This is a genomic window from Massilia sp. WG5 (assembly GCF_001412595.2).
GTDB lineage: Bacteria > Pseudomonadota > Gammaproteobacteria > Burkholderiales > Burkholderiaceae_D > Telluria.
In genome coordinates, this window is sequence record NZ_CP012640.2 from 3,139,011 (window position 1) to 3,161,843 (window position 22,833).

17 protein-coding genes, 2 tRNA genes and 4 rRNA genes are annotated in these 22,833 nt (G+C 60.6%); 15 read left to right on the forward strand and 8 right to left on the reverse strand.

The features are described 5' to 3' along the window. Positions 1–61: 61 nt before the first annotated feature. Positions 62–1,594, reverse strand: a 16S ribosomal RNA gene (locus AM586_RS13985). Positions 1,595–2,131: 537 nt separating this feature from the next. On the opposite strand from AM586_RS13985, the gene AM586_RS13990 reads away from it, so the two are divergent. Continuing rightward, positions 2,132–2,602: a DUF6328 family protein gene (locus tag AM586_RS13990; RefSeq protein WP_047826674.1), complete on the forward strand. Its 471-nt coding sequence runs from the start codon at positions 2,132–2,134 to the stop codon at positions 2,600–2,602. Between the two features lie 1,403 nt (positions 2,603–4,005). Beyond that, positions 4,006–4,128 (forward strand): hypothetical protein, encoded by a 123-nt coding sequence (locus AM586_RS29075; RefSeq protein WP_257791517.1) that lies wholly within the window; start codon positions 4,006–4,008, stop codon positions 4,126–4,128. Between the two features lie 60 nt (positions 4,129–4,188). Here AM586_RS29075 and rrf read toward each other — a convergent pair. The 5 genes from rrf to AM586_RS14015 form a co-directional block, all read right to left on the reverse strand. Beyond that, positions 4,189–4,301: ribosomal RNA gene (gene rrf, locus AM586_RS13995) — 5S ribosomal RNA — on the reverse strand. 118 nt (positions 4,302–4,419) lie between these two features. Next, a 23S ribosomal RNA gene (locus AM586_RS14000) occupies positions 4,420–7,312 on the reverse strand. 222 nt (positions 7,313–7,534) lie between these two features. Continuing rightward, positions 7,535–7,610, reverse strand: a tRNA-Ala gene (locus AM586_RS14005). A 15-nt stretch (positions 7,611–7,625) separates the two neighbouring features. After that, positions 7,626–7,702: transfer RNA gene (locus AM586_RS14010), tRNA-Ile, on the reverse strand. 81 nt (positions 7,703–7,783) lie between these two features. After that, positions 7,784–9,316 (reverse strand): 16S ribosomal RNA (locus tag AM586_RS14015). Together the 16S, 23S and 5S rRNA genes with 2 tRNA genes alongside form the textbook arrangement of a ribosomal RNA operon. A 446-nt stretch (positions 9,317–9,762) precedes the next feature. On the opposite strand from AM586_RS14015, the gene AM586_RS14020 reads away from it, so the two are divergent. From AM586_RS14020 to AM586_RS14070, 11 genes are all read left to right on the forward strand, one after another. After that, entirely contained in the window at positions 9,763–11,256 is a 1,494-nt protein-coding gene (locus AM586_RS14020; protein ID WP_047821129.1) for a B12-binding domain-containing radical SAM protein, read from the forward strand. A gap of 66 nt (positions 11,257–11,322) precedes the next feature. Continuing rightward, positions 11,323–12,456 (forward strand): ABC transporter permease, encoded by a 1,134-nt coding sequence (locus AM586_RS14025; RefSeq protein WP_047821133.1) that lies wholly within the window; start codon positions 11,323–11,325, stop codon positions 12,454–12,456. Next, a complete protein-coding gene (locus AM586_RS14030; protein WP_047821134.1) occupies positions 12,456–13,289 on the forward strand; it encodes an ABC transporter ATP-binding protein in 834 nt (277 codons plus the stop codon). The genes AM586_RS14025 and AM586_RS14030 overlap by 1 nt, the downstream gene beginning before the upstream one ends. 1 nt (position 13,290) lies before the next feature. Next, a complete protein-coding gene (locus tag AM586_RS14035) occupies positions 13,291–14,238 on the forward strand; it encodes an MlaD family protein (protein ID WP_047821136.1) in 948 nt (315 codons plus the stop codon). A 14-nt stretch (positions 14,239–14,252) separates the two neighbouring features. Beyond that, on the forward strand, positions 14,253–14,891 hold the full coding sequence (locus tag AM586_RS14040) for an ABC-type transport auxiliary lipoprotein family protein (RefSeq protein ID WP_307162333.1): 639 nt from the start codon (positions 14,253–14,255) through the stop codon (positions 14,889–14,891). Beyond that, a complete protein-coding gene (locus tag AM586_RS14045) occupies positions 14,888–16,015 on the forward strand; it encodes a VanZ family protein (protein ID WP_047821140.1) in 1,128 nt (375 codons plus the stop codon). Before AM586_RS14040 ends, AM586_RS14045 begins: the two co-directional genes overlap by 4 nt. A 62-nt stretch (positions 16,016–16,077) precedes the next feature. Continuing rightward, a complete protein-coding gene (locus AM586_RS14050; RefSeq protein ID WP_047821142.1) occupies positions 16,078–16,404 on the forward strand; it encodes a ferredoxin in 327 nt (108 codons plus the stop codon). Between the two features lie 14 nt (positions 16,405–16,418). Continuing rightward, positions 16,419–17,060 carry an alpha/beta hydrolase gene (locus tag AM586_RS14055; protein ID WP_047821144.1) on the forward strand — a complete coding sequence of 214 codons (642 nt, stop codon included), beginning with the start codon at positions 16,419–16,421 and terminating at the stop codon, positions 17,058–17,060. A gap of 219 nt (positions 17,061–17,279) precedes the next feature. After that, on the forward strand, positions 17,280–18,428 hold the full coding sequence (locus AM586_RS14060) for a D-alanyl-D-alanine carboxypeptidase family protein (RefSeq protein WP_047821146.1): 1,149 nt from the start codon (positions 17,280–17,282) through the stop codon (positions 18,426–18,428). 152 nt (positions 18,429–18,580) lie between these two features. Then, positions 18,581–19,507, forward strand: coding sequence for an aldo/keto reductase family oxidoreductase (locus AM586_RS14065; protein WP_047821148.1), 927 nt, complete (start codon positions 18,581–18,583; stop codon positions 19,505–19,507). A gap of 2 nt (positions 19,508–19,509) precedes the next feature. Beyond that, a complete protein-coding gene (locus tag AM586_RS14070; RefSeq protein WP_047821149.1) occupies positions 19,510–19,806 on the forward strand; it encodes a metal-sensitive transcriptional regulator in 297 nt (98 codons plus the stop codon). An 81-nt stretch (positions 19,807–19,887) separates the two neighbouring features. On the opposite strand, the gene pssA is transcribed toward AM586_RS14070, so the two are convergent. Further along, the gene (gene pssA, locus AM586_RS14075; protein WP_047821151.1) at positions 19,888–20,667 is read right to left on the reverse strand and encodes a CDP-diacylglycerol--serine O-phosphatidyltransferase; all 780 of its coding nucleotides are present in this window, start codon (positions 20,665–20,667) and stop codon (positions 19,888–19,890) included. Between the two features lie 149 nt (positions 20,668–20,816). Here pssA and AM586_RS14080 point away from each other — a divergent pair, with 149 nt between their 5' ends. Both AM586_RS14080 and AM586_RS14085 read left to right on the forward strand, forming a co-directional pair. Then, a complete protein-coding gene (locus AM586_RS14080) occupies positions 20,817–21,782 on the forward strand; it encodes a CAP domain-containing protein (protein ID WP_047821153.1) in 966 nt (321 codons plus the stop codon). Between the two features lie 10 nt (positions 21,783–21,792). Further along, positions 21,793–22,392, forward strand: a complete 600-nt coding sequence (locus AM586_RS14085) for an Hpt domain-containing protein (RefSeq protein WP_047821155.1) — start codon at positions 21,793–21,795, stop codon at positions 22,390–22,392. 22 nt (positions 22,393–22,414) lie between these two features. Here the strand turns inward: AM586_RS14085 and AM586_RS14090 are convergent, their stop codons facing one another. Further along, the gene (locus tag AM586_RS14090) at positions 22,415–22,639 is read right to left on the reverse strand and encodes a hypothetical protein (protein WP_047821157.1); all 225 of its coding nucleotides are present in this window, start codon (positions 22,637–22,639) and stop codon (positions 22,415–22,417) included. Between the last annotated feature and the right edge of the window lie 194 nt (positions 22,640–22,833).

The window sequence follows — 22,833 nt, forward strand, 5'->3', positions numbered from 1 at the left end:
TTTGAACAGTCGATAAGCGTAGGCGCTTGATGTTGAGCTTGCGCTCTCAGTGCCACTCTAGAAAGGAGGTGATCCAGCCGCACCTTCCGATACGGCTACCTTGTTACGACTTCACCCCAGTCACGAATCCTACCGTGGTAAGCGCCCTCCTTGCGGTTAAGCTACCTACTTCTGGTAAAACCCGCTCCCATGGTGTGACGGGCGGTGTGTACAAGACCCGGGAACGTATTCACCGCGACATGCTGATCCGCGATTACTAGCGATTCCAACTTCACGCAGTCGAGTTGCAGACTGCGATCCGGACTACGATACACTTTCTGGGATTAGCTCCCCCTCGCGGGTTGGCGGCCCTCTGTATGTACCATTGTATGACGTGTGAAGCCCTACCCATAAGGGCCATGAGGACTTGACGTCATCCCCACCTTCCTCCGGTTTGTCACCGGCAGTCTCATTAGAGTGCTCAACTGAATGTAGCAACTAATGACAAGGGTTGCGCTCGTTGCGGGACTTAACCCAACATCTCACGACACGAGCTGACGACAGCCATGCAGCACCTGTGTTCAGGCTCCCTTTCGGGCACTCCCCGATCTCTCGAGGATTCCTGACATGTCAAGGGTAGGTAAGGTTTTTCGCGTTGCATCGAATTAATCCACATCATCCACCGCTTGTGCGGGTCCCCGTCAATTCCTTTGAGTTTTAATCTTGCGACCGTACTCCCCAGGCGGTCTACTTCACGCGTTAGCTGCGTTACCAAGTCAATTAAGACCCGACAACTAGTAGACATCGTTTAGGGCGTGGACTACCAGGGTATCTAATCCTGTTTGCTCCCCACGCTTTCGTGCATGAGCGTCAGTCTTGACCCAGGGGGCTGCCTTCGCCATCGGTGTTCCTCCACATCTCTACGCATTTCACTGCTACACGTGGAATTCTACCCCCCTCTGCCAGACTCCAGCCTTGCAGTCTCCAACGCAATTCCCAGGTTGAGCCCGGGGATTTCACGTCAGACTTACAAAACCGCCTGCGCACGCTTTACGCCCAGTAATTCCGATTAACGCTTGCACCCTACGTATTACCGCGGCTGCTGGCACGTAGTTAGCCGGTGCTTATTCTTCAGGTACCGTCATTAGCCGAGGATATTAGCCTCAACCGTTTCTTCCCTGACAAAAGAGCTTTACAACCCGAAGGCCTTCTTCACTCACGCGGCATTGCTGGATCAGGCTTGCGCCCATTGTCCAAAATTCCCCACTGCTGCCTCCCGTAGGAGTCTGGGCCGTGTCTCAGTCCCAGTGTGGCTGGTCGTCCTCTCAGACCAGCTACTGATCGTCGCCTTGGTGAGCCTTTACCTCACCAACTAGCTAATCAGACATCGGCCGCTCCAAAAGCATGAGGTCCGAAGATCCCCCACTTTCTTCCGTAGAACGTATGCGGTATTAGCGTAACTTTCGCTACGTTATCCCCCACTTCTGGGTACGTTCCGATGTATTACTCACCCGTTCGCCACTCGCCGCCAGGTTGCCCCGCGCTGCCGTTCGACTTGCATGTGTAAAGCATGCCGCCAGCGTTCAATCTGAGCCAGGATCAAACTCTTCAGTTTAATCTCTGTTTTGTCATCCGCTTTCGCAGACAACGTGTCGCTCACTCAAAATACTGACCGTTACTCATTGCTGAGCAACGTATTTCTTTTGCGTGAACATTTGATAATTTAAGCATTCAGCAACCGCTGACGCGGCTGCTGGCACTTCATCAAACGCCCACACTTATCGACTGTTGATTGTTAAAGAACTGTGTTCTGATCTGCCTGCCATCGCGACGAATCGTTTTGTTCGTCAGCAGCAGAGGAATGAGATTATGCAGTGTTTCGCTTAACTCGTCAACCCCTCCGTTTTTCTTCAGCACCAGCGGTGTTATCAAAACACCCAGCTCAACTACTTGATTTCGTTCAGCTTTTCTTGCGCTGCAGAAGCAGGACGCGAACTATAGCAAACCGATGAGCCATCGCGCAAGAGGCTCCATGCATCTATTTATAAAAACCACAGGCGCGGATTCCTGAGCGCCATGACTCATGAGCAGGTCGACCGTTTCAATCGTGCGTCCGGTTGAATACGGCCGTGTTTGAGGCTACTGTCATCCCATGGACGATCAAGCTTCTCAACAACATAAAAACGAGCAGGAAATGCGCGACATCATCGAGGAAGCGCGCTGCATCCTCCCTGGTCTTCAAGCTGTGTTCGGCTTCCAGACAATTGCCGTATTCAATAAGCGGTTCACGGATCTCGCGACCTATGCTCAAGTGTGCCATCTGGTGGGACTGGGTTTGATGGTTGTCGCGATGGCGATGCTGATGACGCCGGCCGTCTACAACCGCGCGAAACGCGGTCAAGCGACCTCAAGGATGCTACGCATGTCTCGCAAGAGCATCCGTGGCGGACTCATACCGTTGGCTGTCGGTCTATCACTCGATATGTTGACGGTAATGTCGCTTGCAACCGACATGCTCTCGCTGAGCATCGCTGCCGCGGTTGCTACTCTGCTCCTCTTTATGGGACTCTGGTATTTCATCCCACGAAGCGATCCCGCCCAGGTTGCCGAGCCGCGCTCCTGAATCATGTTGCAGGACAGGGTTGTGTGAGGCTGCGAACAGATGAGGGCGCTTGCAGCGGGATAATGTCTGTATGCCCCGCGCATGCTTGCGCGGACAAGAATTGTCGAACTGGGCGACACTGGTCTACCTGAAGTTCCGATATCGGGGGGAGCACAGACGGAGACGAGTGTAAGCCCAGCCGTTCATGCGACGGCGACCGCAGAAGCGCAGCGCGAGTGGACCATGTCCCTCCCGCAATAGCGGCGGCGCCGGATTGCAAGCGGCTGGACGCGGCAGCTTCATGCGCCGCGAAGATGAGCCCGCCTACCCGGCGCCCTGTGCGCGCTCGGGAGGCGGGCTTTATGTTGTCTGTCGGATGAAATCGGCAAAGGCGCGCAAGAGCGTCGACCCCAGACGGCGTCCGGGATAGCAGAGATAGGGCTTGCCGAACCGCGGCCCTCAGGATCCAGCTACCGGTTCGAGCTTGCCTGGCTTGAGCGGGAGTCGCAGCCAATCCGCGAACAGGTAGGCAATGCCGAGACCGGCCGTCACCGCCTTGATAGGCAAGTCGGTCGCGCTGCCGAGCTGCGCGAGCAGCAGTCTCTTCGACTGGATGCGTTTGGCCCCTCCATTGGTTCGGACATACTGTCGATCCTTACGCCGCCGGCGAGGTATCCGTGCATGCAGCGACGCTGCAGTAACTCGCGCCGATGCGTCAACGGGTCATGGGCGATGCCGGCGCGGTCATACGCTGGCTGCGCGGTCCGATCGGTAGCGCGACCATGTACGCTCAAGTCCCACTTCGTGGTGGATGCCGGCGCTGCACCTGGCGGCGAGCACGTCACGACGCTCTCGCTGGCCGTCACCTCGAGCGTGCCCCCCGGCTAGGTGGCCAGAAAGCCCAGGACGATGGCCAGCAGCACGAGCGGCGCCGCGCTCATCGGAACGTTCAGGCCGGCGTTCCTGCCGGCTTGTCGCGGAAACGGTTCACGGTATCGGGTGTGCTGCCGACTTCTTGCGATGCGGGCTTCAGTTGCGCGCGGAGGCTCTTGCCAGCCGCGGTGGACGCAACGCTTAAGGTCGTACGGTGGAGAAGCCGTACACCACATCGTTGAATCGGCAGACCTTGTTCCCGGTAGCAGGCACTCAGTTACTCGTTGCCGCGGGCAAACTTGGGCGAAGCGCTCACGCTGGGCATCAAGCAGATCGAGGATGCGCCAACCGGCTGATTCGCGCAGCCCGGCAACACTACCCGGCGATCTCATCATTGTGACTTCGGTCTGCGCAGCATGTTCGACACTCGCTAGCGGAGAGGTCGCGGGACGCTGAGTGTCCTCGGAGAATTCGCCTCAGCAATGTGACGATGAAACAGGCAAAGGAAGCGAAACGAATCGCTCGGCGTGCTTGTGTCCAATGACGATCCGATGATCGACGCATTCGCGCGCGAAAACATTCTTGTGTGCGGCTTTTCGCGCTGGGCGATTCACGCCATTGCAGTCGGATGCCTGGTCGGCCGTGGCCAGGCGTTTGGGTCGGTCAAGCGCTAAAGCGGCCGCCCAAAGCAAAAAGCCCCACCAGATCACTGGTGGGGCTTCGCTTAATAATTAGCCTGACGATAACCTACTTTCACACTGGTTGCAGCACTATCATCGGCGCAAAGTCGTTTCACGGTCCTGTTCGGGATGGGAAGGGGTGGTACCGACTTGCTATGGTCATCAGGCATGACTTGTACGGGTTCCGTCGTCGTGTGGCGACGCTACCCTGAATCTGGAAGAAGTAGTTTTATCTGTTGTCTCAACAAGCAGCTGTCAAAACCCGGCAAGGACTGCCAAGGTTATAGGGACAAGCCGTACGGGCAATTAGTATCGGTTAGCTTAATGCATTACTGCACTTCCACACCCGACCTATCAACGTCCTGGTCTCGAACGACCCTTCAAGGAGCTCAAGGCTCCGGGAAATCTCATCTCAAGGCGAGTTTCCCGCTTAGATGCTTTCAGCGGTTATCTCTTCCGAACTTAGCTACCCGGCAATGCCACTGGCGTGACAACCGGTACACCAGAGGTTCGTCCACTCCGGTCCTCTCGTACTAGGAGCAGCCCCCTTCAAATTTCCAACGCCCACGGCAGATAGGGACCAAACTGTCTCACGACGTTTTAAACCCAGCTCACGTACCACTTTAAATGGCGAACAGCCATACCCTTGGGACCGGCTACAGCCCCAGGATGTGATGAGCCGACATCGAGGTGCCAAACTCCCCCGTCGATATGAACTCTTGGGAGGAATCAGCCTGTTATCCCCAGAGTACCTTTTATCCGTTGAGCGATGGCCCTTCCATACAGAACCACCGGATCACTATGTCCTACTTTCGTACCTGCTCGACTTGTCGGTCTCGCAGTTAAGCACGCTTATGCCATTGCACTATTAGCACGATGTCCGACCGTACCTAGCGTACCTTCGAACTCCTCCGTTACACTTTAGGAGGAGACCGCCCCAGTCAAACTGCCTACCATGCACTGTCCCCGACCCGGATAACGGGCCAAGGTTAGAACCTCAAACAAACCAGGGTGGTATTTCAAGGATGGCTCCACGAGAACTGGCGTCCCCGCTTCAAAGCCTCCCACCTATCCTACACAGATTGGTTCAAAGTCCAATGCAAAGCTACAGTAAAGGTTCATGGGGTCTTTCCGTCTAGCCGCGGGTAGATTGCATCATCACAAACATTTCAACTTCGCTGAGTCTCGGGAGGAGACAGTGTGGCCATCGTTACGCCATTCGTGCAGGTCGGAACTTACCCGACAAGGAATTTCGCTACCTTAGGACCGTTATAGTTACGGCCGCCGTTTACTGGGACTTCAATCAAGAGCTTGCACCCCATCATTTAATCTTCCAGCACCGGGCAGGCGTCACACCCTATACGTCCACTTTCGTGTTTGCAGAGTGCTGTGTTTTTATTAAACAGTCGCAGCCACCAGTTTATTGCAACCCTTTCACCCTCATGGAGTAAACCAATCAAGCTACCGGGGCGTACCTTATCCCGAAGTTACGGTACCAATTTGCCGAGTTCCTTCTCCCGAGTTCTCTCAAGCGCCTTAGAATACTCATCTCGCCCACCTGTGTCGGTTTGCGGTACGGTCTCGTATGACTGAAGCTTAGAGGCTTTTCTTGGAACCACTTCCGATTGCTTCGCAGCATGAAGCCGCTCGTCCCAGTCCCTTGAATTCCGCGCCCGGATTTGCCTAAGCGCCTTCTATGAACCAGAAACTGCCTATTCCAACAGGCAGACAACCTTCCGCGATCCGTCCCCCCATCGCATCATACGACGGTGCAGGAATATTAACCTGCTTCCCATCAGCTACGCATCTCTGCCTCGCCTTAGGGGCCGACTCACCCTGCTCCGATGAACGTTGAACAGGAAACCTTGGGCTTTCGGCGAGGGGGCTTTTCACCCCCTTTATCGCTACTCATGTCAGCATTCGCACTTCTGATACCTCCAGCATCCTTTACAAGACACCTTCGCAGGCTTACAGAACGCTCTCCTACCATATAGATCAAGTGATAAATCACGAGAAATATATCCGCAGCTTCGGTGACTGGCTTAGCCCCGTTACATCTTCCGCGCAGGACGACTCGATCAGTGAGCTATTACGCTTTCTTTAAATGATGGCTGCTTCTAAGCCAACATCCTGACTGTTTTAGCCTTCCCACTTCGTTTTCCACTTAGCCAATCTTTGGGACCTTAGCTGGCGGTCTGGGTTGTTTCCCTCTTGACGCCGGACGTTAGCACCCGACGTCTGTCTCCCAAGCTCGCACTCACCGGTATTCGGAGTTTGCAATGGTTTGGTAAGTCGCAATGACCCCCTAGCCATAACAGTGCTCTACCCCCGGTGGTGATACTTGAGGCACTACCTAAATAGTTTTCGGAGAGAACCAGCTATTTCCAGGTTTGTTTAGCCTTTCACCCCTACCCACAGCTCATCCCCTAATTTTTCAACATTAGTGGGTTCGGACCTCCAGGGCGTGTTACCGCACCTTCATCCTGGCCATGGGTAGATCACCTGGTTTCGGGTCTACACCCAGCGACTGTCGCCCTGTTCGGACTCGATTTCTCTACGGCTCCCCGATCTGGTTAACCTCGCCACTGAATGTAAGTCGCTGACCCATTATACAAAAGGTACGCCGTCACCCCACGAAGAGGCTCCGACTGTTTGTATGCACACGGTTTCAGGATCTATTTCACTCCCCTCCCGGGGTTCTTTTCGCCTTTCCCTCACGGTACTGGTTCACTATCGGTCGATTACGAGTATTTAGCCTTGGAGGATGGTCCCCCCATCTTCAGACAGGATTTCTCGTGTCCCGCCCTACTTGTCGTACGCTTAGTATCACCGTTCGGATTTCGTGTACGGGGCTATCACCCGCTATGGCCGCCATTTCCAGAGCGTTCCACTATCCGATCGACTATCACGTACAAGGCTCATCCCATTTCGCTCGCCACTACTTTGGGAATCTCGGTTGATTTCTTTTCCTGCAGCTACTTAGATGTTTCAGTTCGCCGCGTTCGCTTCACACACCTATGTATTCAGTGAGTGATGACCCAAAGGGCCGGGTTTCCCCATTCGGAAATCTGCGGATCAAAGTGTGTTTGCTCACTCCCCGCAGCTTATCGCAAGCTACTACGTCCTTCATCGCCTGTAATCGCCAAGGCATCCACCATGTGCACTTATTCACTTGTCCCTATAACGTTGGCCCCTGCATGAGTATCAGGGATCGTCATAGGCAAATGACAGCTTACTTTGTTTGTTGATACAACAGATTACTACCCTAAGTGTTCAATACATCTTTCGATGCGTTGAACGCTTAAAGAAAACTTTACTTCTTCCAGATTGTTAAAGAACGAGAACTACACTTATCGAAACTCAGTTTGCTCTGAACTTGGATAAATGCAGTGGTGAAGAGTGGTGGAGGATGACGGGATCGAACCGACGACCCCCTGCTTGCAAAGCAGGTGCTCTCCCAGCTGAGCTAATCCCCCGACATACATCTAACGTGGTAGGGCTGGTTGGACTCGAACCAACGACCCCCGCGTTATCAACACGGTGCTCTAACCAGCTGAGCTACAGCCCCGAAAACTCTTCTCGTTTAACTTTTGAACAGTCGATAAGCGTAGGCGCTTGATGCTGAGCTTTCGCTCCAGTGCCACTCTAGAAAGGAGGTGATCCAGCCGCACCTTCCGATACGGCTACCTTGTTACGACTTCACCCCAGTCACGAATCCTACCGTGGTAAGCGCCCTCCTTGCGGTTAAGCTACCTACTTCTGGTAAAACCCGCTCCCATGGTGTGACGGGCGGTGTGTACAAGACCCGGGAACGTATTCACCGCGACATGCTGATCCGCGATTACTAGCGATTCCAACTTCACGCAGTCGAGTTGCAGACTGCGATCCGGACTACGATACACTTTCTGGGATTAGCTCCCCCTCGCGGGTTGGCGGCCCTCTGTATGTACCATTGTATGACGTGTGAAGCCCTACCCATAAGGGCCATGAGGACTTGACGTCATCCCCACCTTCCTCCGGTTTGTCACCGGCAGTCTCATTAGAGTGCTCAACTGAATGTAGCAACTAATGACAAGGGTTGCGCTCGTTGCGGGACTTAACCCAACATCTCACGACACGAGCTGACGACAGCCATGCAGCACCTGTGTTCAGGCTCCCTTTCGGGCACTCCCCGATCTCTCGAGGATTCCTGACATGTCAAGGGTAGGTAAGGTTTTTCGCGTTGCATCGAATTAATCCACATCATCCACCGCTTGTGCGGGTCCCCGTCAATTCCTTTGAGTTTTAATCTTGCGACCGTACTCCCCAGGCGGTCTACTTCACGCGTTAGCTGCGTTACCAAGTCAATTAAGACCCGACAACTAGTAGACATCGTTTAGGGCGTGGACTACCAGGGTATCTAATCCTGTTTGCTCCCCACGCTTTCGTGCATGAGCGTCAGTCTTGACCCAGGGGGCTGCCTTCGCCATCGGTGTTCCTCCACATCTCTACGCATTTCACTGCTACACGTGGAATTCTACCCCCCTCTGCCAGACTCCAGCCTTGCAGTCTCCAACGCAATTCCCAGGTTGAGCCCGGGGATTTCACGTCAGACTTACAAAACCGCCTGCGCACGCTTTACGCCCAGTAATTCCGATTAACGCTTGCACCCTACGTATTACCGCGGCTGCTGGCACGTAGTTAGCCGGTGCTTATTCTTCAGGTACCGTCATTAGCCGAGGATATTAGCCTCAACCGTTTCTTCCCTGACAAAAGAGCTTTACAACCCGAAGGCCTTCTTCACTCACGCGGCATTGCTGGATCAGGCTTGCGCCCATTGTCCAAAATTCCCCACTGCTGCCTCCCGTAGGAGTCTGGGCCGTGTCTCAGTCCCAGTGTGGCTGGTCGTCCTCTCAGACCAGCTACTGATCGTCGCCTTGGTGAGCCTTTACCTCACCAACTAGCTAATCAGACATCGGCCGCTCCAAAAGCATGAGGTCCGAAGATCCCCCACTTTCTTCCGTAGAACGTATGCGGTATTAGCGTAACTTTCGCTACGTTATCCCCCACTTCTGGGTACGTTCCGATGTATTACTCACCCGTTCGCCACTCGCCGCCAGGTTGCCCCGCGCTGCCGTTCGACTTGCATGTGTAAAGCATGCCGCCAGCGTTCAATCTGAGCCAGGATCAAACTCTTCAGTTTAATCTCTGTTTTGTCATCCGCTTTCGCAGACAACGTGTCGCTCACTCAAAATACTGACCGTTACTCATTGCTGAGCAACGTATTTCTTTTGTGTGAACATTTGATAATTTAAGCATTCAGCAGCCACTGACGCGGCTGCTGGCACTTCATCAAACGCCCACACTTATCGACTGTTGATTGTTAAAGAACTGTGTTCGGTACTACCTTGCTGCGTTTGCGAATCGTTGTGTTCGTCAGCAGCAGAGAAGCGAGATTATGCAGTGTTTCGTTTAATCCGTCAACTCATCCTTTTCCGCAGTGTGCACTCGATGTTGAAGCTTTTTGGTGCGCTGCAGAAGCAGGGACAGAACTATAACAAAGCTGCAAAAGCCCCGCAAGGCCTGCACGCGAATTCTTCGACCCACGCGTACAATGCACGCTTTGCCGTTTCCCTTCCAGTTCCAGCCATGACCATCCTGCTCTCCACCCTCAACGCCCGCTACGCCCATGCTTCGCTGGGCCTGCGCTACCTGCTGGCCAATATGGGAGAGCTGCAGGAACACACCGTGCTGATGGAATTCGTCATCGGTGCGAAGACGACCGAAGTGGTCGAACGCCTGCTCGCGAAGAAACCGCGCATCGTCGGCTTCGGCATCTATATATGGAACGTCGAGGAGACGACCAAGGTCGTCGCCATGCTCAAGCGCGTCGCTCCCGAGGTGACGGTCGTTCTGGGCGGCCCCGAGGTTTCCTACGAAACCGACAAGCAGGAAGTCGTCCGCCTGGCCGACTACGTCGTCACCGGCTGGGGCGATATCACCTTCCCCAAGCTGTGCGGCGACATCCTGCACGGCCCGAAGCCGCTGATGAAGGTCCACGCCGGCGTCCAGCCGCCGATGGCCGAGATCGCGCTGCCCTACTCCTTGTATAGCGACGAGGACATCGCCCACCGCACCATCTATGTGGAAGCCTCGCGCGGCTGCCCCTTCAAGTGCGAGTTCTGCCTGTCTTCGCTGGACAAGACCGCCTGGCCCTTCAATCTCGAGACCTTCCTGGCCGAGATGGAAGGCCTCTACCAGCGCGGCGCCCGCCTGTTCAAGTTCGTCGACCGCACCTTCAACCTGAACGTCAAGACCAGCCAGCGCATCATGCAGTTCTTCCTCGATAAGATCGCGGCCTCCCCGGAAGATCCGGTCTACGCCCACTTCGAGCTCGTCCCCGACCACCTGCCGGAGGCGCTGAAAGCGACCATCGCCCAGTTTCCGGCGGGCGCCCTGCAGTTCGAGATCGGCATCCAGAGCTTCAATCCCGAGGTGCAGTCCCTGGTCAGCCGGCGCCAGGACAATGACAAGGCCGCGGACAACATCCGCTGGCTGCACGAACACTCGCACGCCCACCTGCACGTCGACCTGATCGCCGGCCTGCCGGGCGAAGACGTCGACAGCTTCGCGCGCGGCTTCGACAAGCTGGTGGCCCTCGGCCCGCACGAAATCCAGTTCGGGATCCTGAAGCGCCTGCGCGGCACCCCGATCATCCGCCACACCGAGCCCTTCGGGATGGTGTTCGATCCCTACCCGCCCTACACGGTGCTGGCCACCGACCGCATCGACTTCGCCACCATGCAGCGCCTGGTGCGCTTTGCCCGCTACTGGGACCTGGTGGCGAACTCCGGCCGCTTCGCGCATACCGTCAAGACGCTGATGGGGGACACACCCTTCGCCAGCTTCATGGCGTTTTCAAACTGGATGTATACCCGTACCGACGCCACCCACCGCATCGCCCTCGACCGCCTGGCCAGGCTGGTACAGGAATGGCTGCAGCTGCAGGGGATGGCCGAAGAAGCGGCAAAGGAACTGCTGGCCAGCGACTATGCCGGCAACGTCGACAAGACAGGCAAGCAAGCCAGGACCGAACAGAAGGCCGCCGCACCCGAGCGCCAGGTCCGCCACCTGGCGGCATGAAGGTAGCAGGCACACGCTACCGCAGAGCGTGTGGCAGCTACCGCGAATCTCTTTTACACTGGTGTAATGCGGATTGAAAATGCGCCAACATTAATTATCGAACATCCCACCGGCCAGGAGCAATCCGTGGTGGCGCGCGGCGTATGGCAGGTTCACGCGCTGGCCAGGCGTGGGGCGCTCAAGAGCATCAACAAGACCCTGGCCGGGCTGGCTGGCAAGCCTTCGCTGGCCTGGGACCTGTCGGAAGTAGCGAGCCTCGACCACATCGGTGCCCAGATGTTCTGGAGCGCCTGGGGCAATCAACGCCCCAGTCTGCTGAAGCTCGACCCGCGGCAGGAAGAACTGTTCGCGCGCATCGAGAAAGCCGGCCACATCGACCTGCCGCGGGTGCGCAGCAGTCCCCTGAACTGGGTAATCAAGCTGGGTTCGGGGGTGCTGTCCTTCTTCGAGCACATGAAGGCGGTGGTGATCCTGATCGGCCAGGTGGTGCAGGATGTCGGCCGCTTCATCCGCCATCCGATGGCGGGGCCGTGGAAGGAAATCTCGGCCAACATCTACCATTCCGGCTTCCAGGCGCTGGGCATTACGGCGCTGGTGGGCTTCCTGATCGGGATCGTGCTCTCTTACCTGTCGGCCCAGCAGCTGCGCATGTTCGGCGGCGACATCTACCTGGTCAACATCCTCGGCATGGCCGTCATCCGGGAGCTCGGGCCGCTGCTGGCGGCGATCCTGGTGGCGGGCCGCTCCGGTTCCTCGATCACGGCCCAGCTCGGGGTAATGCGGGTGACCGAGGAGCTCGACGCGATGCTGGTCATGGGCATCTCGCACGGCTTCCGGCTGATCATGCCGAAGGTGATCGCGCTGGCGATCGCGATGCCGCTGCTGGTGGTGTGGACCGACTCCATGGCCCTGCTGGGCGGCATGCTGGCGGCCAAGGTCGAACTGCACCTGGCGCTGCGCTACTTCATCCAGAAACTGCCGTCGGCGGTGCCGATCGTGAACTACATGATCGGCCTGGGCAAGGGCGTCGTGTTCGGCATGCTGATCGCCCTCACCGCTTGCCACTTCGGCCTGCGCATCAAGCCGAACACCGAAAGCCTGGGGCGCCTGACCACGACCTCGGTGGTCACCGCGATCACCGTCGTCATCATGGCCAACGCCGTGTTCGCGATCGTCTTTTCGGGCGTGGGGTTCGACTGATGCAGCAGGCACTCAACCGCAAACCGGACGAAAAAGTCGGACCGCCGGTGGTCCAGATCCGCAATCTCTGGACCCGTTTCGGCCGCACCGTGGTGCACCAGGACCTGAACCTCGATATTTACGCCGGCGAGATCTTGTCGATCGTCGGTGGCTCCGGCACCGGCAAGACCGTGCTGCTGCGCCAGATGCTGGGCCTGGAGCATCCTTCCAGCGGCTCGGTGACCGTGTTCGGCGAGGACGTCAGCAGCGCCAGCCCGGAACAGCTGCAGCGCATGCGCAACCACTGGGGCATGCTGTTCCAGCAGGGCGCCCTGTATTCGGCGTTGACGGTGTTCGACAACATCGCCCTGCCGCTGCGCGAGCTGCGCGCCCTGCCCGAGAACGTGATCCGCGACGCCGTGCTGCTGAAGATGGACATGGTGGGGCTGGGACCGGGCGACGCCAACAAGATGCCGTCCGACCTGTCCGGCGGGATGATCAAGCGCGCCGCCCTGGCGCGCGCCCTGGCGCTCGAACCCCAGCTGTTGTTCCTGGATGAGCCCACCGCCGGCCTGGATCCCGACCTGTCGGACACCTTCGTGGAGCTGATCCAGACCCTGCACAACGAGCTGAAGCTGACCGTGGTGATGGTCACGCACGACCTGGACACGCTGTTCGCGCTGTCTTCCCGCATCGCCGTACTGGCCGAGAAGCACGTGCTCGCAGTCGGCCCCGCATGCGACGTGCTGCGGGTGAAGCATCCCTTCATCAAACAATTTTTCCTCGGTCCGCGCGGCCAGCGCGCGCTGGAAGTGCTGGAGGAACGCTACGCAGGAAAGGAATCGGAAGACTGATATGGAAAACAGATCATATGCGCTGATGACGGGCTTCTTCACGGTCGCGCTGCTGGTGGCGGCGGTCCTGATCGGACTGTGGTTCAACCGCGACCGCACCACCATGCACCCCTACGAGATCGTCACCACCCAGACCATTCCCGGCCTGAACCCGCAGGCCGCGGTGCGCTACCGCGGCCTGGAGGTCGGGCGCGTCGACGACATCGTGTTCGACCCGCGCGTCACCGGCCAGATCCTGATCAAGCTGTCGATCGCCGATAACGCGCCGGTCACCACCACCACCTTCGCCTCGCTCGGCTACCAGGGCGTGACCGGCATCGCCTTCATCCAGCTGGACGACGACCGTACCGGCTCCCCGCTGCTGGCCAGCGACAAGAACCACGTGGCGCGTATCCCGCTGCGCCCCGGCCTGCTGGACCAGCTGGAAAAGCGCGGCTTGTCCATCCTCGAGAAGACCGAGCAGATCACGAACAGCCTGAACAACATCGTCAGCCAGGAAAACGCCGACAAGATCACGCACGCCGTCGACAACATCAGCAAGGCCGCCGAGGCCTATGCGGAGATCCCGAAACAGCTGCAGCCGACCCTGGCGCGCATGCCGGAGCTGACCGCCAAGCTGGATCGCACCATGAGCTCGGTGAACGAACTGTCCACCAGCGCCACCAGCGCGGTGCGCAACTACGACCGCCTGGCCACCAACCTGCAGGCGCCGGGCGGGCCGATCGACCGCGCAGCCGGCGCCATCGCCTCGCTCGAAGGCGTGACCTCGAACCTGGAGATGCGCACCCTGCCGCACCTGACCGAGATGACCGACGAGGCCCGCATCTCGCTGCGCGCCGTGCGCCGCACCGTGACGAATATCGGCGACCGCCCGCAGAGCATTCTGTTCGGCAGTCCCAAGGCCCAACCCGGCCCCGGCGAACCCGGCTTCGTCCCTCCGACCAAATGAATCATGAGGAAACCGTGATCTTGAAAACGCACCGTTTCATCGCCGTCCTGGCTGCCGCCGGCCTGCTCCTCGGCGGCTGCGCCTCGCAGAAGGGCGAACCGACCACCCAGTTCGATTTCGGCCCGGCCACCCCGCCCGCCGCCGCGCAGGCGGCGCAGCCTGCCGCGATGCCCGCGGCGTCGATCGGCGCGATCGTCGTCACCGACGTTACCGGCTCGAGCGCCCTCGACAGCGAGCGCATGTTCTACCGCCTCGGCTATGCCGACGCCCTGCAGGCGCGCTCGTATGCGAACAGCCGCTGGACTGCGAATCCGCTGCAGATGATGACCCAGCGCCTGAAGACCCGGATCGGCCAGTCCGGCGCCAAGGTGCTGTCGGAAACCGACGCCTCGAACGGCATCCCGATCCTGCGCGTCGACGTCGACGAATTCGTCCACAGCTTCAGCAGCGCGGCGCAGAGCGAAGGCCAGGTGGCGCTGCGCGCCTCAGTCTTCCGCGGCCACGTGCTGGTCGACCAGCGCAGCTTCACCCGCAGTACCGCCGCGAACACGCCTGATGCGGCCGGCGGCGCACGCGCGCTGGCCGCCAGCACCGACGCCATCGCCGCCGACATCGTGAGCTGGCTTGGCACCCTCGACCTGACCCGCCGATGACCGACACGCACGACCCGGCACGGCCGCGCGCGTCGCCGGTCGCGCGCGCCGCCCTGCTGGCCTACCTGCTGCTGATCGTCTACGCAAGCTGGTTTCCGTTTTCCGGCTGGCGCAGCAGCGGGCTGTCGCCGTTCGCCTTCCTGAACCTGCAGCCGCAACGTTACTGGACCGGCTTCGACGTCATGGTCAACATCGTCGGCTACATGCCGCTCGGCGTGCTGCTGGTGCTGGCCCTGCATCCGCTGGTGCGCGGCGCCTGGGCGGTGGTGGTCGCGGCCCTGTGCGGGCTGCTGGTGTCGGGCCTGATGGAGACCGTACAGAACTACCTGCCCAGCCGCGTGCCCTCGAACCTCGACCTGCTGACGAATGCCGGCGGCTGCCTGGCCGGCGCGGTGCTCGGACTGTTCTTCGCCCCGCTGCTGCTCGACCACAGCCGCCTGCAGCGCCTGCGCCAGCGCTGGTTCGCCGCCTACGCCAGCCAGGGCCTGGTGCTGATCGCGCTGTGGCCACTGGCCCAGGTCTACCCGCAGGGTTACCTGTTCGGCAATGGCCAGATCCTGCCGCTGCTGTCGGAATGGCTGTCCGAATGGCTCGACACCGACATCGACCTGGTCACCATGATCCGCGGCAGCGCCGGCATGACGGTCGAGCAGTACTGGCTGTCGGAGATCGTGATCACGGCCTGCGGCATGACCGGCGCCGCCCTCACCCTGCTGTGCCTGACGCGCCGCACCGCGCCGCGGCTCTGGCTGATGCTGGCGCTGGTCTTCACGGCCCTGCTGGTCAAGACCCTGGCCAGCTCGCTGTTCTTCTCCCCCGAAAATGCCCTCACCTGGATCACGCCCGGCGCCCAGGGCGGCTTCCTGATCGGCCTGATCATGCTGGCCGGCCTGGCCTTCGCGCCCCAGGTCGCACAGCGCCGCCTGGCCGTGGTGACCCTGGTGCTGTCCCTGATCGTCGTAAACACGATCCCGGCCAACCCGTATTTCGTCGCCACCCTGCAGGCCTGGCAGCAGGGTAAATTCCTGAACTTCAACGGCGCGGCGCAGTTCATCGGCATGGCCTGGCCCTTCCTGGCACTCTGGTTCCTGCTGCTGCCCTCGCACCGCCTGAACCGTCAATGAGCCAGAACGGCGTATCATAGCGGTCAATCACAGCCCTGATCCGGGCGCCATTCGAGAACGACATGAGCGACGACAAACCATTTTATGAACACCACGTGTTCTTCTGCATGAACGTGCGCGAAGGCGAAGGCTGCCGCCCCAGTTGCGGCAAACACGGCGCCGAAACCGCCCAGAAGCACGCCAAGAAACGCATTAAGGAACTGGGCCTGAACGGCCAGGGCAAGGTGCGCATCAACCAGTCCGGCTGCCTGGACCGCTGCGAAGAGGGGCCGGTGGTGGTGGTCTACCCGCAGGGCACCTGGTACACCTATGTCGACACCTCCGACATCGACGAGATCATCGACCGCCACCTGCTGAAGGGCGAAGTGGTCGAGCGCCTGAAAATCTGAACGACGCCGCATCAATGAACAAGCATTCGCAAAAGTTTTACCTGACCGGCCACGCCGGCAAGATGGAGTGCCTCCTGGACGAGCCGGAAGGGGAGCCGGGAAGCGCACCGCGGGGCATCGCCCTGGTGGCCCACCCGCACCCGCTGTACGGCGGCACGATGGAAAACAAGGTCGCGCAGACGCTGGCGCGCGCTTTCGTCGGCCTCGGCTACGTGACGGCCCGCTTCAATTTCCGCGGCGTCGGCGAGTCCGAAGGCACCTATGACGACGGTCGCGGCGAAGTGGACGACATGGAGATCATGCTCGACCACATGCTCAAGGAATATCCCGGCCTGCCCTTCACGCTGGCCGGCTTCTCCTTCGGCACCTTCGTGCAGGCCCAGCTGCAGCAGCGCCTGGAAGCCCAGGGCCGCCCGGCCGAGCGCCTGGTGCTGGTCGGGACCGCGGCCGGCAAATGGCCGATGCCGCCGGTGCCGGCGGACTCGATCCTGATCCACGGCGAACTTGACGATACGATCACGCTGCAGCAGGTGTTCGACTGGGCGCGCCCGCTCGACATCCCAGTCACCGTGATTCCAGGCGCCGATCATTTCTTCCACCGCAAGCTCGTTCACATTAAAAATCTTGTCGCGCAAATGTGGCGGCGTGACATTTGAGGCGATCACTGGCCTATAATGGTCTGTCTTTTTTCTAGGCAATGCTTCAGGGAACCTCGCAAACCTGCTGCGCGTTGCATTTCTGACCTGCGATGCTCGCTGTACTCTCGTACAGCTGCGCTTCTCGATCAGAACTGCTGCCGCTCGCGACGGTTTTCGAGATCCCCTTAAAGGCATTGCCAATGCGTCATCGTCCCTTCTGATTTCCTCTTGCCTCCCATGAAAAAGTTAATCGCGGCCTTCGCCGCCAGTGCCCTCCTGATGTCGGCCGCCAACGCACAGCAAGTGCCGGCCCCGCAAATCGCCGCCCGTTCCTGGACGCTGCTGGATGCCACCAGCGGCCAGATCATCGCCTCGCAGGATGCCGACATGCGCATCGAGCCGGCCTCGCTCACCAAGGTCATGACCGCCTACGTGGTGTTCGGCGCCATCCGCGACAAGAAGATCACGCTGGACCAGATGGTCAACGTGTCGAAGCGCGCCTGGAAGGTCGACGGCAGCAGTTCGAAGATGTTCATCGACCCGGCCACCCCGGTATCGATCAAGGATCTGCTGTACGGCCTGATGATCCAGTCGGGTAACGACGCCGCCGTGGCGCTGGCCGAAGCGGTCGCCGGCGACGAAGGCACCTTCGTCCACCTGATGAACGAACAGGCCCAGCAGATGGGCATGAAGAACACGAAGTTCGCCAATCCGCACGGTCTGCCCAGCCCGGACAACTATTCGACCGCACGCGACCTGTCGATCCTGGCTTCGCACGAGATCAAGGACTTCCCCGAGTTCTACAAGATCGACTCGATCAAGGAATTCACTTATAACAAGATCAAGCAGCAGAACCGCAACCGTCTGCTGTGGCTCGACCCGACCGTGGACGGTCTGAAGACCGGCCACACCGAAGCCTCGGGCTTTTCGATGATTGCCTCGGCCCACCGTCCGAACGGCCCGTCGGGCGAGCGCCGCCTGATCTCGGTGCTGTCCGGCGCCACCTCGGACGGCAACCGTACCGCCGAAAGCCAGAAGCTGCTGAACTGGGGCTTCCAGAACTTCGACACCGTCAAGCTGTACTCGAAGGGCCAGGCGATCGCCACCCCGGAAGTGTGGAAGGGCTCGAAGTCGACCGTGAAGATCGGCTTCCCCAACGACGTGCTGGTGACCGTGCCGAAGGGCGTGGCGCAGAAAATGAAGCCGGTCCTCGAGCGCAAGGACCCGCTGGTCGCCCCGCTGGCCCTGAACGGCCGCGTCGGCACGCTGAAGATGATGGTCGACGGCAAACCGCTGCTGGCGCTGCCGGTGGTGTCGCTGGAAGAGGTGTCGGAAGCGACCATCATCGGGCGCGCGTGGGACTCGATGCGTTTGTGGATGAAGTAATTCCGGCGCTGCCGGAATTACGGTAGGGTGGGCACCCCGTGCCCACGCGTGACGCCCGCATCATGTCGGCTTCTCCGCGTGGGCACCTGGTGCCCACCCTGCGTTTACGCTCCAGCTATAATCGTTCGAATCGTTCAAAGGAAAGACCCGCCATGACCCACGCCCTCCCCCGCGACCTGCACTGCCCCCGCATCACCACCCGCGCGAACGGACTCGAACTGTCCCGCATCGTCGCCGGCATGTGGCGCATGGTCGAGTGGAACATGACGGTCGAGCAGCGCATCGCCCTGATCGAACAGTGCATCGCGATGGGCGTGACCTCCTTCGACCACGCCGACATCTACGGCAACTACGGCGTCGAAGGCCTGTTCGGCGAAGCGCTGCGCGCCCAGCCCTCGCTGCGCGACCGCATCCAGCTGGTCAGCAAATGCGGTATCAAGCTGCTCTCCAACAAGCGCCCCGAACACACGATCCAGCATTACGACACCACCGCCGCCCACATCGTCGCCTCGGCCGAAGAGTCGCTGCGCCAGCTGCATACCGACCGCCTCGACCTGCTGCTGATCCACCGTCCGGATCCGCTGATGGACTTCGACGAGATCGCCGAAGCCTTCACCCGCCTGAAGCAGGCAGGCAAGGTGCTGCATGTGGGCGTGTCGAACTTCAGCCGCCATCAGTTCGACGTGCTGAACCGCCGCATCGGGCTGGCGACCAACCAGGTCGAGTTCTCGCCGCTGCACGTGGCGCCGATGTTCGACGAGACCTTCGATGGCCTGCAGGACATGGGCATCGCGCCGATGATCTGGTCGCCGCTGGCCGGCGGGCGCCTGTTCACCTCGAACGAGGCGAACGCCGAGAACCTGCGCCTGGTGGTCAAGGAGATCGCCGACCGCCTGCACCAGCCCTTCGCCAGCGTGATCTTCGCCTGGATCATGCAGCTGCCCTCGCGCCCGATCCCGCTGACCGGCAGCGGCCGCATCGAAGCGATCGCGGTGGCGGTGGCCGGCACCGGCTTCAAGCTGTCGCGCACCGACTGGTTCGCGATCCTGCGCGCGGCGCGCGGCCACGAAGTCGCCTGAGCATGCAGCCGGTCGAAGGCCGCGCCCTCAGCGCGCTGCAGAAGAAGGATTTGCTGAACCGCCTGGCGCGGGTCGAAGGCCAGCTGCGCGGCATCCAGAAGCTGGTGGCGCTGGCCGACGCGCCGGCCGACTGCGACGCCGTGGCCCAGCAGATGGCGGCGGCGCGCAAGGCGCTCGACCGCTCCTTCGTGCAGCTGCTCACGGCCAGCATCGTCAACCAGACCGGCAATGCGGCCGATCTGGAGGAAGCAAAACAAAGCGCCGCTCACTTGGCGGCGCTGTTCGATAAGTTCGCTTAGAGCGCCCATTCGTCTCGCCGTACTTGGCGTACTGCCTTCGACGATGCGCCTTGCCCTGAGGTCCCTGTTGAACGCTCTTGATCAGTCCTCGTATACGCGAGGCGGCGCGACCCCGCGCCACCCGCCCTGCCACGCAATATTCAGCAGCAGCGTCGCACTGATATAAAAGACAAAGAACAGCGCGAAAAAGCGCGTCTGCAGCAGCGCCAGCAAGACCACGCACACGCCCAGCGCAATGAAGGTCGCCTTCGACTTCGGCTGCTTGGAGCTGGGGAAGCGGATCGTCGACACCATCAGCGCCCCGACCGCCACCATCAGCAGCGCCACCAGGAAGGACTGGCCCATGCCGGCCGCCGGGTCCGGCCAGGCCACCACCACCGAGGCCACGCAGGCCGCGCCGGCGGTGATCGGCATGCCGACGAAATAGCGCGGGTCGGTCCGGCCCACCATCACGTTGAAGCGCGCCAGGCGCAGCGCGCCGCAGGCCACGAACACGAAACAGGCCAGGCCGCCCATGCGCACCAGGGTCGGATGCGAGGCGCTCATCTGGGCGAAACCGTAGCAGTACAGCAGCAGGCCGGGGGCGCAGCCGAAGTTCATCACGTCGGCGATCGAGTCGAGCTGCACGCCGAAGGCCGATTGGGTATTGGTGGCGCGCGCCACGAAGCCGTCGAGGGCGTCGAACACGCCGGCCAGCACCAGCAGGATGGCCGCCAGGCGGTAGTCGGCGGGGTTGCCCACCGGGGCGTTGTCGACCGAGATGACGATGCTGCCGAAACCGCAGGCGATCGACAGCAGGGTCACGAAACTGGGCAGGGCAAACTTGGCGCGCGCGAGGCGCTGCTGGCGGCTAGGCTTCAAATCGGGGGCTCGGCAAAGGGAAAGAATGGCTTATTTTACATGGACTTACGTACGCAACGGATTTATCGCGCCCGGCCGTCATGGATCGCCGAATTGGCCTAGAATGGCAGCTCTTTGTACCCGGTATTGACGGAAGTTGGGAGTCTTACATGATGATCAAAACGTATCCTGCGAAGAGCATCCTTGCCGCCTGCATCGCTGCACTGGCGCTGACGGCCTGCGGCGGCGGCTCGGACAAGGGCGGCGCGAATGCCGTTACCGGCCCGACGTCGACCGGGTTCTCGGGACAGGACGCTTCGGCGCCGGTCCTGACGAACAATGTGGCGACCGACGGTTTCAACTGGATCAACTACCGGCGCGCCCAGGCTGGCCTCGGCGCGCTGGTGCGGAACAACATGCTCGACCGCTCCGCCCAGGCCCACTCGGATTACCAGCGCCTGAACAACACAGTGACCCACGACGAGGATTCCGCCAAGCCCGGCTTCACCGGTGCCACCGTGGAAGCCCGCGTGCAGGCCGCCGGCTATACGCTGGTGCCCGACTATGCCTCGGGCGAGATCATCGCCGCCACCACCAGCAACACCGGCTTCTACCTGGCCGAGGAACTGGTCACGGCGATCTACCACCGTTTCGTGATGTTCGAGCCGCTGTTCAAGGACATGGGCACCGGCTCGGCCGCGACCTCGGCCAACTACATCTACTTCACCACCAATCTCGGTGCGACTCGCGGCTACGGCCCGGGACTGCCCAGCCATACCATCGCCACCTGGCCGGTGAACGGCCAGACCGGGGTGCAGCCTAACTTCATGAGCGATTACGAGGAACCGGATCCGGTCCCGGACCGCAACGAGGTCGGCTACCCGATCAGCGTGCATGCGAACCTGACCGAGGCGATCGCGGTACAACAGCAGAACTTCACGGTGCGCCCGCGGGGCGGCGCGGCGCTGGCGACGCGCCTGCTGCTGAAGAATGTGGATTCGAACACGACCATGTCATCGGTGGCGGCCATCATTCCGCTGGCCCCGCTGACGGCGAACACGACCTACGACGTGAGCTTCAGCGGCACCGTGGGCGGCGCCCCGGTCAGCAAGACCTGGTCGTTCACCACAAAGTAAGCGGCGGGCCATGACCACCAGCGCCCGCCCGCTTCCCGACCACGATTCCTCCCTGCCCGCCATCGACCATGCGAAAGGCGTCGCCCGCCTGATGGGCGACGCCGCCCTGTTCGCGCGCGTGCTGGTACGCTTCCGCAAGGAGTACCAGCACACGGCCGGCGCGCTCCGCGGCGCGCTCGCCGCCGCCGACCTCCCGCTGGCGCAGCGCCTGACCCATACCCTGAAAGGCGCGGCCGGGATGATCGAAGCGGTGCCGCTGCGGGACGCCGCGCAGGCCCTGGAACAGGTGCTGCGCCAGGGCGGCGATCCGGCGCCCCACCTCGCGCGGCTGGAGCCTGCGCTCGAGCGGGTGCTGTGCGAACTGGATGCGGCGGACAGCGCCGCGCCGGCGCAGATCCAGGCGCAAGCGGCGCTGCCGCACGACGGGTGCGGCGGCGCCACGGCGCGTCTGCGCATCCTGCTCGCGGACGGCAACGGCGACGCGGTCGACCTGGTGCAGGAAGCCGCAGCAAGCTTGGCGAGGGAATTGGGGGAAGAACGCTACCGGCACGTAGCGGCAGCGATCGAGATCTTCGACTTCGAAGCCGCGCTGGCGCTGCTGAACCGCTAACGCCAGACGATCAGCCAGCTGCTTAGCTGGGCTGGTTGAATGCCGCTTCTTCGGCGAAGGAGTCGGAGCAGGATTTGCCGCAGAAGCGGCGCACGCTGTCCAAGGGTTTTTCACAGTACCAGCACGAGCCTTTCGGCGGCAGGCTGAGACGGGCCGGCACCGGCGTGGCACTGGTGTTCATCGACGCGGCGACGAGCGGCTCGACGGCCAGACTCTTCTCCGGAAAACTTTCCTGTATCGTTTCCAAGGTCACCCCCTTACCGGCTGCACTTCAGTATCGCAGAGATTACTTCAGTGGAACACCGTGTGCATGAGAAAGCGCAAGCGCGGCTTGTCCATTGCATGCTGATGCGCTTCCGAAGCCGTACTCAGTGTGCGCCGATTGCGCTACCTCCGCAATGGCGTGCTGACGACAGTCTTGGTGGCGCAACAGTTACGGTA